This is a genomic window from uncultured Pseudophaeobacter sp., assembly GCA_905479575.1.
In the GTDB taxonomy this organism is placed as follows: Bacteria; Pseudomonadota; Alphaproteobacteria; order Rhodobacterales; family Rhodobacteraceae; genus Pseudophaeobacter.
On sequence record CAJQNB010000080.1, the window covers coordinates 1 to 12763 of the forward strand.

General features: G+C 59.9%; 14 protein-coding genes. 7 read left to right on the forward strand and 7 right to left on the reverse strand.

Going from position 1 to position 12763, the window contains the following annotated elements:
* The coding region (locus QZ268_RS18465) for an alpha/beta hydrolase-fold protein (RefSeq protein ID WP_295455445.1) at positions 1-249 on the reverse strand (249 nt) is incomplete at its 3' end.
* A 136-nt stretch (positions 250-385) separates the two neighbouring features.
* Positions 386-1315 (reverse strand): AEC family transporter, encoded by a 930-nt coding sequence (locus QZ268_RS18470; RefSeq protein WP_295455447.1) that lies wholly within the window; start codon positions 1313-1315, stop codon positions 386-388.
* A 620-nt stretch (positions 1316-1935) separates the two neighbouring features.
* On the opposite strand from QZ268_RS18470, the gene QZ268_RS18475 reads away from it, so the two are divergent.
* Positions 1936-2562: a TetR/AcrR family transcriptional regulator gene (locus QZ268_RS18475; protein ID WP_295455449.1), complete on the forward strand. Its 627-nt coding sequence runs from the start codon at positions 1936-1938 to the stop codon at positions 2560-2562.
* Positions 2563-2753: 191 nt separating this feature from the next.
* Here QZ268_RS18475 and QZ268_RS18480 read toward each other — a convergent pair whose 3' ends face one another.
* Positions 2754-3293, reverse strand: a complete 540-nt coding sequence (locus QZ268_RS18480) for a cytochrome c (protein WP_295455451.1) — start codon at positions 3291-3293, stop codon at positions 2754-2756.
* Between the two features lie 308 nt (positions 3294-3601).
* On the opposite strand from QZ268_RS18480, the gene QZ268_RS18485 reads away from it, so the two are divergent.
* From QZ268_RS18485 to QZ268_RS18495, 3 genes are all read left to right on the forward strand, one after another.
* Entirely contained in the window at positions 3602-4303 is a 702-nt protein-coding gene (locus QZ268_RS18485; protein ID WP_295455453.1) for a metalloregulator ArsR/SmtB family transcription factor, read from the forward strand.
* A 280-nt stretch (positions 4304-4583) separates the two neighbouring features.
* Positions 4584-5009 carry a hypothetical protein gene (locus QZ268_RS18490; RefSeq protein ID WP_295455455.1) on the forward strand — a complete coding sequence of 142 codons (426 nt, stop codon included), beginning with the start codon at positions 4584-4586 and terminating at the stop codon, positions 5007-5009.
* An 84-nt stretch (positions 5010-5093) separates the two neighbouring features.
* Positions 5094-5432: a DUF2794 domain-containing protein gene (locus QZ268_RS18495; protein WP_295455457.1), complete on the forward strand. Its 339-nt coding sequence runs from the start codon at positions 5094-5096 to the stop codon at positions 5430-5432.
* Positions 5433-5450: 18 nt separating this feature from the next.
* Here QZ268_RS18495 and QZ268_RS18500 read toward each other — a convergent pair whose 3' ends face one another.
* From QZ268_RS18500 to QZ268_RS18510, 3 genes are all read right to left on the reverse strand, one after another.
* Entirely contained in the window at positions 5451-6215 is a 765-nt protein-coding gene (locus QZ268_RS18500) for an NlpC/P60 family protein (protein ID WP_295455459.1), read from the reverse strand.
* 5 nt (positions 6216-6220) lie between these two features.
* Entirely contained in the window at positions 6221-7621 is a 1401-nt protein-coding gene (locus QZ268_RS18505; RefSeq protein ID WP_295455461.1) for a leucyl aminopeptidase family protein, read from the reverse strand.
* A gap of 328 nt (positions 7622-7949) precedes the next feature.
* Entirely contained in the window at positions 7950-8309 is a 360-nt protein-coding gene (locus tag QZ268_RS18510; RefSeq protein ID WP_295455558.1) for a hypothetical protein, read from the reverse strand.
* A gap of 175 nt (positions 8310-8484) precedes the next feature.
* Between QZ268_RS18510 and QZ268_RS18515 the strand changes: the two genes are divergently transcribed.
* Complete coding sequence (locus QZ268_RS18515) at positions 8485-9135, forward strand: carbonic anhydrase (protein ID WP_295455463.1); 651 nt, start codon at positions 8485-8487, stop codon at positions 9133-9135.
* Between the two features lie 60 nt (positions 9136-9195).
* Here QZ268_RS18515 and QZ268_RS18520 read toward each other — a convergent pair whose 3' ends face one another.
* Complete coding sequence (locus QZ268_RS18520; RefSeq protein ID WP_295455465.1) at positions 9196-10344, reverse strand: DUF3095 domain-containing protein; 1149 nt, start codon at positions 10342-10344, stop codon at positions 9196-9198.
* Positions 10345-10484: 140 nt separating this feature from the next.
* Between QZ268_RS18520 and QZ268_RS18525 the strand changes: the two genes are divergently transcribed.
* Together QZ268_RS18525 and QZ268_RS18530 are read left to right on the forward strand one after the other, a co-directional pair.
* On the forward strand, positions 10485-11657 hold the full coding sequence (locus tag QZ268_RS18525) for an MFS transporter (RefSeq protein WP_295455467.1): 1173 nt from the start codon (positions 10485-10487) through the stop codon (positions 11655-11657).
* A 79-nt stretch (positions 11658-11736) separates the two neighbouring features.
* The gene (locus QZ268_RS18530; protein WP_295455469.1) at positions 11737-12759 is read left to right on the forward strand and encodes an aspartate-semialdehyde dehydrogenase; all 1023 of its coding nucleotides are present in this window, start codon (positions 11737-11739) and stop codon (positions 12757-12759) included.
* Positions 12760-12763 lie beyond the last annotated feature (4 nt).

Consider the following 12763-nt stretch of genomic DNA (forward strand, 5'->3'; position numbering starts at 1 on the left):
CGGCGAGGTATCAGGGAACACCAATGCTATGCCGTGTTCGGCGGCCCAGACCTGTGCGCCCGCCTTAGTCATGGCGTTTTCATGGGTGCAGGTCAGGCCCGAGAGATACCATAGGATTGGCACTGGCCCGTCCTTGGCTTCTTCTGGGAGGAACAGGCCAAAGGTCATGTCGCAGTTGGTGGCAGTGCTTTTGTGGCGGTAGACGCCCTGATTGCCACCAAAGGCTTTGTTTTGCGAAATGGTTTCCATGGAGCCGCTCCTATCTATGGTTGCCCTATCGCTACCTGTCAGGACGGCGCGGGTCCAGTAGAGGCGCGACAGCTGGGCCAGTTAATGCGGCAATCGCGTTACAATAACCTGAATTGTGGGGGCAAAAAGCGGGCGACTACAGCTGCGTGACCCAGGCGATCACCATGGGTACGGTGAAGATGGAGACGAGGGTGGAAATCAAAATGGCCGCCGAGGCCCGGTGTGGTGCCACGCCATAATGCTGTGCCAGCATATAGACGTTGCCCGCCACCGGCAGAGAGGCCGCTGCAATGGCCACCATGGCAGAGTAGCTGTTGACCGGAAACAGGATGATGACGCAAAGCGCGACACAGAGCGGGTGCAACACCAGTTTGGCAAAGCTGATCCAGACGGCGATCTGCATCCGCTCAGCCGATTTTGACGCCAGCGAGGCACCAATGGCAAACAGCGCTCCGGGAGTGGCAGCCCCCCCCAGGATCGACAGAAAATCGTTCATCGGCTCTGGGATCGGGAGCTCAGAGGCGGACCAGGCGAGGCCGGCGCAGATGGCCAGAATCATCGGATTGCGCAGCAGTCCGAGCAGCACCAGCTTGAGTGTTGCCATCCCCAGGCCAGAACCGCGCCCAAGGTTGATCAGGATGACGATCAGTGAGGAAAACACCACCAGATCAACGCTGAGCACCAGCATCATCGGCGCAATGGAGGCCTCACCAAAAAGGATGGCCATCATTGGCAGGCCCAGAAAGCCAACATTGCCGATGGCGGCGCATTGGGCCTCGACGGCGGCGGTGGGCATGTCCAGGCGGCGCAGCAGAGCAACAAGCGTGACCAGCAGATAGACCGCCATAGTGCCTGCGAGGTAGGCGAGAACCAGGTCGGGATCAAAGATCTCGGCAAAGGAGAGATTGGCGGAAAAGCGAAAGATCATCGCCGAGAGCGGGAAGAAAAAGATGAATTTGGTTAGATAGGCGGTGGCCTCTTCGGTGAAGAACCGCGTTCGACCCGCCCAATAGCCGAGGCCGATGATTGCAAAGAAGGGCAGTGTTCTGAAGAAAATATCGGCCATTGCCAGAGTGGTAGCGGCTTTTGGTAAAAAGGCAAGATGGAAAGCTGGGCGTTGTTTGCAAAGGAGCAGGGAAAAGCAAAGGGGGGGGCTCCCGCCCGTCGTTTGGGCATCCATAATGCCCGCCTCCCGTTGGGCCGGGCGCCGCGCTGCCGCGCGGCGTGGCTGATCCAGCCCTGATCCGCCCCAGGAGGGGCTCGCCCGATTTGATATTTTTTCGTTTGAGATCCGGACCAAACAAGCGGCCCACTGTGGTGCTTTGGCTCGGGGAAGCGGAAGGTAGTCTGGGTGGCAGAGGGGGATAGACGCGGGTGACGGATGGGGGTGACAGAGGGGGGGGGACAGACGGGGCGGCCGGCCCGGATGGCAGGTCTGCGAGAGGCGAGACGGGCTTTGGTACGCGCGACCGCGCCGCGCGGCAGCGCGGCGCCACCCCCAACGGCCCCAGCCTTCGTCAGAAGGCTGAAGGGTGGGCGGGAGCGCTTGGCCCTGCAGGTCACTTGGGAAGCGCTTGAGCTTGGCCTCTTGGGCAGGCGCGAAACGAGAGCAAAGAGAATGGTGTTGCGCTACCGTTCTCTCGGTTAGAGTGGTGGTTCCATCCCGCCAGCGCCACGAGGTCAGCCATGAACAAACACGCCAGCATTCTGCGAACCGGACGGAAGTTTGATCAGGTTCTCAAGGGCGCGCGTGAGGTGTTTTTGGCAGATGGGTTTGAAGGCGCCAGCGTTGACGATATTGCCCGGGTGGCTGGGGTCTCCAAGGCGACACTTTACAGTTATTTCCCTGATAAGCGGTTGTTGTTCATGGAGGTCGCCCGCAGCGAATGCGCCCGCCAGGCGGATGCGCCGATGAACCTGGCCACCTGTTCCAGTACCCCGCGTCAAATTTTGCGAGCTGCAGCTGGGCATATCTTGTCCATCAGCCTGTCTGACTTTGGCCTGCGGATGTTTCGTATCTGCGTGGCTGAGGCTGATCGCTTTCCTGACCTTGGACGCCAGTTTTATGAGAGCGGTCCATTGTTGATTCGCGGCAAAATTCGCGACTATCTTTGCAGCGCCGCGGCTAGGGGCGAATTGCAGGTCGAGGATTTTGACCTCGCTGCCGATCAGTTTGCCGAACTTTGCCGCGCCGATCTTGTGCCGCGTTTTTTGTTCAACATCAACGCGAGCTTTACAGAGGAAGAACGCAGCAGGATTATTGAGGGCGCGGTTGATACCTTTCTCGCCCGCTATGCTGTGGTTTCGACCTAACCGCCGCCGGGGCTATCTGCGGGCCTTGCCAGTACCTGCCGTGGACACGGATAGGTCGGCTTACTGCGTATTTCGGCAGGCCCTCCAGTGTAACCCTACAGCGAAAGCCCCGTCAGTTGGAGCCACGCTTGGCAGGCTCGCCTCTTCGGCTTCACTGCCGGGCTATCCCGCCCTATGTTTTGCCAACCGGGTTAATGCGTGATCGCCTGATTGGGCGTCGTGCGATAGGTTTGATGGCAGCTGTGGCAGGCCCGTATCATCGTTGGCAGGCTGCGGCGCAGCCCGTTCACAGAATTGGCGCTGATCTGTTTTGCTGCCTGTCGTGCGACCTCGGCGCGGGCCTCAAAATCCTGCCACTGGACCCAGATTTCGGGGCGGGCATAGGAATTGGGGTCCATGCGCCGCTTGGCAAAACGTTTGGGGATCTTGCGAGTGTTGTTCATCAGGACCCGCCGCGCGGCCTTGGCCGTCTGGGGGGTGAAGACCCGCCGCCCCGCCATCATTTCGCTGAGGCTGAGGAGCGCTTCTTTTTGTTGACGCATCAAGGCCAGACGGGCCTGAATCTGTTTATCGGTGATCACCGCGCTGCCGGCATGTAGATCAGCGCTGAGCAAGCCTAAGCACAGGCCGAGAGCACTGAAAGCGCCGGTCATCCGCCGACAGACCCGCTTGGCAAGCGCGGAAAAACGGTGGCGTGTCCCCTTGTGACGGGGGTTGGAACCAGAGGTCATTATATTTTCTCCACCAAGAGTGGGCATGGCCAAACAGGGAGCGTTTGACCAAAACGAAAGCTGAGACCAAAAAGCGGGCAGGGTGCCGGGCGCCTGCTGGCTGCTTGCCTGGCCATGGTCGGGGCAGTCTCCACCACTCAGGTTATTTCTGCGTTAAATTGCGCGGCAGCGGCTGGATGGCACTGCGATGGGCTTCGGGCTGCCAACAAGAGAGCCTGTGCCTATGGGCGCACCCCCTCACGCATTGTTCGCTCTGCAGCGAAGGGAATTCTATGGGCAGGGGGTCCGCAAAGGGCTAGCCTTGGGAGATGACAACACCACGCTTTGATATCATTGGCCAGGCCCTGAGCGATGCCAGCCGCACCCGGATGCTGTGTGAGCTGATGGAGGGGCGGTCTTTCACCAACAAGGAACTGGCCTCGGCGGCGGGCATCACCGCCCAGACCGCCACGGCGCATCTGCGCATGTTGCAAAACGCCGGGCTGGTCCTGGCCGAGAAACGCGGGCGCTGTGTGTTTCACCGCCTCGCCAATAGCGAGGTGGCCGGGGTGCTGGAGCAGCTGGCGGCCATCTCGCCCAGTTCTCATCTGCATCTGGCCCAGCGGCGCAAGGCGGGCGATATTGCCCCGCTGCGCAGTTGCTATGACCACCTCGCGGGCCCTCTGGCGGTGGCTATCACCGGGCAAGTTCTGGACCGAGGCATGCTGGTCGAGGAAAACGGCGGCTTTCGCGTCTGTGGCCACGAGACCTGGCAAAAGCTGGGCGTGCACCTGCCGCAAATGCCTGCATCTGCGCAGGCGCGCCAGCCCTTTGCCCGCCCCTGCATGGATTGGACCGAGCGCAAGCTGCATGTAGCAGGTCCGCTGGGAAAACAGATCCTTGCTCATTTCTTTGATCAGGGCTGGGTGACGCGCAACAGCCACAAACGCGGGCTGCAGATGACCGGGGTCGGGGCACGGGCGCTGGAGAACATTCTTGGACTACGCTGTGAGGAACTGACCAATGCCTGAGGTCTTTGACACAATCCACTGCGACCGCTTTAGGCTCTGGACCCACTAATTTTACGTGCTCAGTTTGACAGATTTTTTCGCTGGTTAGGAGCATCTGCGCAGGAATAGTGGTTCTATTTCAATCAGATGTGACGCGTCCAGCGGGAAAATCCGTCAAACCCGAAGGCCAACGATTTCACTTCATTTCAATGTCTCGGATCGCTTGCAAATAGAACCACTATTGGCTGCGCACCCCAAGCCCCTGAAATCTCGTGAAATAGCCGCTGAGCATGTAAGATTAATGGGTCCAGAGCCTAGCATCGAACAGGGCACACGGGTGCTGGTTCAGGTGCCACAGGAGGCCGCCGGGCGGGTTTTGCAGGCGGTGCTGTCTCAGGAGCCATTGCATTGGGGGGACTACGATCAAGTGGCATTTACCACCCGCGCCGGGGTGCAGCAGTTTCGCACCCTGCCACAGGCCCGCAACCGGGCCACGGATCAGGCCGTCGCGGTGGCCTGTGTTGAGCTGCAGATCTTTGTGCCCAAGCAGGGGCAAGCGTTGGAGCCGCTGCTCTGTGCCATTTACCACGCCCATCCCTATGAAGAACCGGTGATCCAGCTGATTGCGGCAGCGCGCAGCCTGCATCGGCGCGGTCAGGGTGAGGCAAACTCAAACCGGTTTTGGAACCAAGAGACCGCCGATTGGGTGCCGGAGGCGCATCGCTGAGGCAGGGCCTGCGTAGGCTGAGGTCGGGCAGGTGCAAAACACCTTGATTAATCTCGTCGTTGCGGCGAGTCTCGGGGTATGACTATGGATCCCATTCCGCCCAAGCCGGGCGTGCCTATCCCGCAGCAAGTGGCCTTTGACCGACGCGAAATGTCGGTGATCATGTCGCTCTATGGCCGTATGGTGGCCGCCGGAGAGTGGCGTGATTACGGGATTTCCTGCCTGCGGGAGCTTGCCGTGTTTTCAGTGTTTCGCCGCACCGCTGAAAATCCGCTGTACCGGATCGAAAAACACCCCAAACTGCGCAATCGCCAGGGGCTTTATGCGGTGGTGGGGATGGATGGCCAGATCCTGAAACGCGGCAGCGACCTGAAGGCGGTGCTGCGGGTGTTGGAACGTAAACTCATCCGGGCGGTGAAATAGCCAGGGCTCCGGTGTGGCTCAGCCGATCTGCGGCAACCGCCGGTGTGCCGTTACTGGGCCGTCGCCCTGATCGGCAATGCGGGCGATCGCCTGCTGCAACGGTTCCAGCGCCACAGCCATGGCATGGACATTGGCATGTAGCAGGGTGTCGGGGGCGTGAACCCAGGCAACATGGCCCTTCCAGAACAACAGATCTCCAGGTTGATAGGTGCTGCCGGGGGGCAGAAGTGTTCCCAATTGGCGCTCTTGTGGGCCGCTGTCGCCGGGGCAGGCAATGCCACAGGCGAGGCAGGCGAGCTGCACCAGCCCTGAGCAATCAATGCCAAAGCGGCTGTTGCCGCCCCAAAGATAGGGGGTGCCAAGGAACCCCATGGCCACAGACAGCGGATCGCGCAGCTGCTGATCCATCGGGGTAAGATGCACCCTTGGGATATAGCCCTGATCGGTTTTTGCAAATCGCCCTTCATCTGCAGAGACCAGAACCTGGCTGCCAAAGCTGAGCGCGGCCAGGTCGGGGGATTTGAAATCGGCAGCGCTATAGGCGTGGCTGGCTGGGGCGCTGATCCAATGGCTGTTGGTTTGCGCCGGGGCCAGGGCCGCATCTGGCATATAGCCCTGATAGCCATCCTTGGTGGCGCGAATATGGGCCCAACCCTGATTCTGATCCAGGATCTCTACCGCGTCACCACACAAAAGCTGCCGATCACGCGGCCCGTCGGGGGCGCGCAACAGGTCAACAACAGGCAGGGCAATACGTGCACATTCTGAGCCACTCTCTGACATGGTGCTTACAATCTCAGCAGGTCGGGCAGTGCGGCAAACAGTGCCCGGCAGCCCTGGCCGGTGCCGCCCTTGGGTCGGGCCGGCGCGGCGCTGGGCGTCCAGCCGTAGATGTCAAAATGCATATAGCGGCTTTCGCCGACAAAGCGGCGCAGGAACAGCGCGGCGGTGATTGAGCCGGCAAATCCGCCCGCAGGTGCATTGTCGAGATCGGCAATACCGGGTTCGATCATGCTCTCATAGGGGGCGTGAAAGGGCATCCGCCAGACCGGGTCCGCCTGCGGGGCTGCCTGGGTCGCCAGCGCGGCGGCATCCGCGTCGTGATCAGTGTAAAACGGCGCCAGATCCGGGCCAACCGCCACCCGTGCAGCCCCAGTCAGGGTGGCCATCGAGATCACCAGATCAGGATCGCCCTCATCCGCCAGGGTCAGGGCATCGGCCAGCACCAGGCGGCCCTCGGCATCGGTGTTGTTGATCTCAACCGTCAATCCCTTGCGCGAGGGCAGCACATCGCCGGGACGGAAGGCATTGCCAGAGACGGCGTTCTCTACTGCGGGGATCAGCACCCGCAGCTGAATTGGCAGCCCGGCTGCCATGATCATCCGCGCCAGCCCCAGGACATTTGCGGCCCCACCCATGTCCTTTTTCATCAACCCCATGCTGGCGCCGGGTTTCAGGTTCAGCCCGCCGGTGTCAAAGCAGACGCCCTTGCCCACCAGGGTCAGCTTTGGCCCGGAACTGCCCCAATGCAGGTCAATCAGCCGTGGTGCCTGATCTGCGGCGCGGCCAACCGTATGGATCAGCGGCAGATTCGCCTCCAGCAGATCGGCGCCGGTGATCACCCCGACGGAGGCGTCAAACTCAGCCGCCAGGGCCTCAACTGCGGCCTCCAATTCGGCAGGCCCCATGTCGGCAGCGGGGGTGTTGATCAGATCCCGTGTCAGCCATTCGGCAGCGGCCAGCGATTCGATCGCGGCGGCATCAACCGTCGCCGGGGCAATCAGGCTTGCCGCCATCGGTGTGGTGCTTTTGTAGCGGCTAAAACGGTATTGGCTCAGCAGCCAGCCAAGGCATTCCGTCGACAGCGTCTCGGTGTCCAGCTGGGCCAGGCCCGGTGTCTCGGCCTGTAGCTGATAGCAGCCTGCAGGCAGTTTTTCTGCGGCGGCGGCCAGGGTAAAGCGTTGGCGCCTGCGCTGCGTGGCTGTGCCATAGCCCGCCAGAGCAAAGGGCGCAGCACCATCGATTCCCGGAACCAACAGCGCCTGACCGCAGCCTGCGGTAAAGCCATTGGTCGTGACCCAGTCCTGGAGTGACGCGGGCTGATTCTGTAGCCAGCCTTGCAGCTGATCCTGCTCCATCAGAGAGAGAGAAACAGCAGTGTCAGAGACTGGTGCAAAGCAAGGGGCCATAAAGGATACTCCGGTTGGGCGTCAGGTGCGGTCAGAGTATCTGCCTGCCCGCTGCCTGCAAGTGCCGCCTGTCATTTGTTGTCAGAGTTTTAGGTGTTGCCAGAGTTTTGGTGCTGCCAGAGTTCTAGGGAAAACTGCGCGGCGATACTCAGCCTTGGTGCAGGACATTAAAACAGGCCCTCAAACAGGCCAAGGCCGCCGGAGACCATTTAGGTCTCCAGGGCGGCCTGGCATGTAGGCATTTTACACTACAGTTCTAGTGGTCTGTCTTCCTGTTGGGTCAAGCCGTTCAGAAAGTGCGTTTGGTCTTGGTGTTTGATCTAGGCGTTCAAACGGTAATGTCTTGCTGATCCCAGACAGCTGTCAGGGAGCGCTCGCCGACCCGAAGGAGCCGGAACAGGATCGCGGCCACGGCGGGTGCGTCCTCGTTATCAATTGCCGCGGTGACATCGCGGGCAATGGACGCCATGGCGCTCATCCCGATCTGTTCCGCGATTGCGATCAAGGATCGCGCGTTTTTGCGCAGATCAACCATGTTGTTCTGACGCCAAAGTCGTTCGCAATGCGTCAGGCGCACAGCCAGTTCCTCGATGGCGCGACAAACGACATCTTCGGCTCCGGCTTCGCCCAGTTGCGCGTACAGCTCGCCCAGTTTGTCTGGATCAAGATGCACGTTCTCTGCTTGCATGACAGTGAGTATATTAGCCACCACATTCACCCTAAATTTATTGTACCCCCACGGCACGAGGCCAATTTGCCTGCCAGTGGTTGTCAAAAGGTTTCCACCGGACTGTTCAAATCCCTCGAATTTGCGATCAATTTAGGATATTAGCGCCGCGAACACTCACAAGAGGATGCTCTCAATGGAATTTGCCAAACCTCTACCCAGCTATCTGGTCACCCGCTATCACGGCTGGAAGGCCACCTCCTATGCGGAGAACCAGGGGTGGTATCGCCGGCTCGCGACCGAAGGACAGCGGCCTCGGGCGATGGTGATTTCCTGTTGTGACAGCCGGGTCCATGTGACCTCGATCTTTGGCGCCGATCAGGGGGAGTTCTTTATCCACCGCAATATTGCCAATCTGGTCCCGCCCTATGCGCCCGATGGCGATTACCACGGCACCAGTGCGACGGTGGAATATGCTGTAACCGTGCTGAAAGTCTCGCATCTTATCGTTCTGGGCCATTCGCAATGTGGCGGCGTGCAGGGCTGTATTGATATGTGCAAAGGCCATGCGCCAACCCTGGAAGCCAAGGATAGCTTTGTCGGGCGTTGGATGGATATCCTTAAGCCCAAGTTCGATCTGGTTGCCGAAATCGAGGACGACGACCACCAGGCGCGCCAGTTTGAACGTCAGGCGGTTGTGGCATCGCTGGAAAATCTGATGACCTTTCCCTTTATCTCGGAGGCCGTCAAAGGCGACAGTCTCAGCCTGCATGGGTTGTGGACCGACATCGGAGAAGGCGGGTTGGAATGCTACGATCCTAAGGCGGGTCTGTTTCAGAAAGTCTGATTGCAAGCCTAGCCCCCAAAGCCCGTCTTTGGGGGATGCGTCAGGAGCTGATACTCCGGCTTATTCTCTTTGAATTTTACCCATATTGCTGGCGGCGCGGGTGTATCCCCCTGCGGCGCCATCGACAAAATGGACGTGATCATCGCTGCTTGCGGAGGGCACGATACAGGTGAGTCGGGCCTCATCCTGCGCATGCAGGCCAAACCGGATATGCCCGGCGGTCTGGGCCTTTTGCAGGATCGCCGTGATCTCGCTCTGCAGATCTGGGGTGCAATCAATGGTCATTTTGAGCCCGTCGTCGAACTTTCGATAGTCGGCATTGTCGCTCATTACCGCAAGGTAGTGGGTTGGATCAAACTGGCCCATGGGCTTTTTGTGGCGGAACAACCAGCTCGTCAGCATGGTGCCGACCATCAGACTAAGCCACTTGCGCAACACTGATCCGGTGCCATGGGTCAGTTTGGCTTCCAGACCGAGCCCCCGTGGCAGCAGGGCGATCCCCGGTCCTTCTGCGGCGACCGGGTGGCCGCCCCGCGCCAAAGCCGCTGTCCGGGTCAGGATTTCTGCCGCCACTCTGGAAAACTGCGCTGCTGTTGCCGTCGGCCCTGGCACCATCACCAGCGACAGGATTAGCCCATTGAGTGCGGGAATCGTATTCCAACGGCAGGACAAGCCGGTCAGATCTGGTGGTGTCTCGTCTGTGTTTTCGGGGATGACGCAATGGCCCTGCTTCATCTGATCTTCGGCCCAGGCGAGGCCGCCGCCTGAAAACATTGCGTAGTCGGCATTGTCCGAGACCGCATGGCGGGCCACGGTGACATCCAGCCCCTGCGCCCGCACCTCGTGCACGGGGATCATCGCCACCCGCAGGGCAATGCCAAACTCCTGTTTCACCCAGCGGCGCAGGCGGGCCAGAGTGCGCCGTGCCGTCGCAGTCTGCGCAGCGGAGACCGCAAACGAGGTCCCATCGCCGCCAAAGACATAGGGAAAGGCGGCGCCGTCGAGCGCGTTCTGCATGGCTGCAATCACCGAGGCCCCAACCATGTTGACGGTCTTGTACTTCCCGGCGGCAATCAGCCCGGTGGAATCGACGATATCGCTGCAGCAGATCACCCAGTCATCCGGAAGCGGGGTAAAGGCTGCTGGCTTTGTCAGGCTGGAAAAATGCCTCTGCCGGGGCAGAGATTCGTAAAATTTGGCGGTATGCATCATCCGTCTCAATCTCTGCTGTCAGGTATCAAAACAATTGTACCCAGGCTGCAAACATGCAAGCTCGCGTCGCGAACATGTGACAACAAATGCTCAATGGACGCGCAAAGCAAGAGATCTACCCAAAGGGAGCGTTCAAGATGCAGGCTGGATTGATCATGTTGTGCCTGGCCTATGTGCTGAGCCAGTTTTTCCGCGCCTTTCTTGGGGTTCTGACCACGGTGCTGGGACAGGATATTGGCGCCACGCCCAGTGATCTCGCGGATGCGTCTGGTATGTGGTTTTTGTCCTTTGCGGCGATGCAGCTGCCGGTGGGCTGGGCGCTGGACCATCTGGGACCACGCCGGACCTCTGCCTGGCTGTTGTTTCTGGGTGGCTCTGGCGGCGCGGCGGTCTTTGCGCTGGCGACATCGCCTTTTCATGTCAGCATGGCGATGTTCTTTATCGGCATCGGCTGTTCGCCGGTTCTGATGGCGTCATATTACATCTTTGCGCGCCAATACCCGGCGGCCCGCTTTGCCACTTTGGCGGCCCTGATGCTGGGCATGGGGTCGGTGGGCAATCTGGTGGCCTCTTACCCGACGGCCTTTGCGGTGGAGCACCTTGGCTGGCGGGCGACGCTCTGGACCCTGGCGCTGGCCTCGTGGTTGGTGGCTGCGGGTATTTTCCTGACGGTGCAGGATCCGGCCAAACCTGAGGGCGGCCAGAAAGGATCGGTGCTGGAGCTGCTGAAGATGCCGGTGCTTTGGGCGATATTTCCTTTGATGTTTGTCTGCTATGCGCCCTCTGGCGCGCTGCGGGGACTGTGGATCGGCCCCTACTTAACCGATGTCTACGGGCTGAGCACCGGCGAAGTCGGGCTGGCGGCGCTGGTCATGGGCGTGGCCATGGTGGCGGGCACCTTTGCCTATGGGCCGCTGGACCGGATCTTTGGAAGCCGCAAATGGGTGATCTTTACCGGCAATGCGCTGGGTGTGTTGGCAATGGTTGCCCTGATGTCCGTGACGGGCGCGCCGATCTGGATGCCCATCGCGGTGATGGCCTTTGTGGGCTTTGTGGGCGGCTCTTTCCCAGTGATCATTGCCCATGGCCGCGCCTTTGTGCCGCCGCATCTGGTGGGGCGGGGCGTGACGCTGCTCAACTTCTTTGGCATCGGCGGCGTTGGAATCATGCAGTTTGCCTCCGGCAGGCTGCATTCGAATATGGCCGGAGCGGCCCCGGCAGCGCCCTATCTGGCGATTTTTGGCTTCTTTGCCCTGTCTCTTGCGGTGGGATGTGTGATTTATCTGTTCAGCCGCGACCGGCTGGACTGACCAAGCCCTTTAAATGCAGGGCAATTGCCTATATGAGACCCCAGCCGGCCATGAGGTCGGATGATACTGGAGAAACAAAATGGGTTATCGCGTCGTCGTCGTTGGCGCCACAGGCAATGTGGGCCACGAAATGTTGAACATCCTGGCAGAGCGCCAGTTTCCTGCGGATGAGGTTGCCGTTCTGGCCAGCCGTAAATCGCTGGGAACCGAGGTGACGTTCGGCGAGAAGACGTTGAAGACCCAGGATCTCGACACCTTTGATTTCACTGGCTGGGACATGGCGCTGTTTGCCGTTGGCTCTGATGCGACCAAGATCTACGCCCCCAAGGCCGCCAAGGCGGGCTGTGTGGTCATCGATAACTCGTCGCTCTACCGCTACGACCCCGATGTGCCGCTGATCGTGCCCGAGGTGAACCCCGAGGCCGTGCATGGCTATGCCAAGAAGAACATCATCGCCAACCCCAACTGCTCGACCGCGCAGATGGTTGTGGCGCTGAAGCCTTTGCATGAACGGGCCAAGATCAAACGCGTCGTGGTCTCGACCTATCAGTCTGTGTCAGGATCGGGCAAAGAGGCGATCGACGAGCTGTGGGAGCAGACCAAGGCGATTTACAACCCGACCAAAGAAGTACCGCCAAAGGTCTACCCCAAGCAGATTGCCTTCAATGTGATTCCGCATATTGACGTCTTTCTTGACGATGGTTCCACCAAGGAAGAGTGGAAAATGGTCGCCGAAACCAAGAAGATCATCGACACCTCGATCAAGGTCACAGCCACTTGTGTGCGAGTCCCTGTCTTTGTTGGCCACTCTGAATCGATCAATATTGAAACAGAAGACTTCCTCGACGAAGACGAGGCCCGCGACATCCTGCGCGAGGCACCTGGCATCATGGTGATTGATAAGCGCGAAGACGGTGGCTATGTGACCCCGGTAGAATGCGTTGGCGATTTTGCCACGTTTATCAGCCGCATACGCCAGGATTCCACCATTGATAACGGCCTGAACTTCTGGTGTGTCAGCGACAACCTGCGCAAAGGCGCCGCCCTGAACGCGGTGCAGATTGCCGAACTTCTGGGCCGGGAAGTGCTCAAAAAAGGCTAAAGCT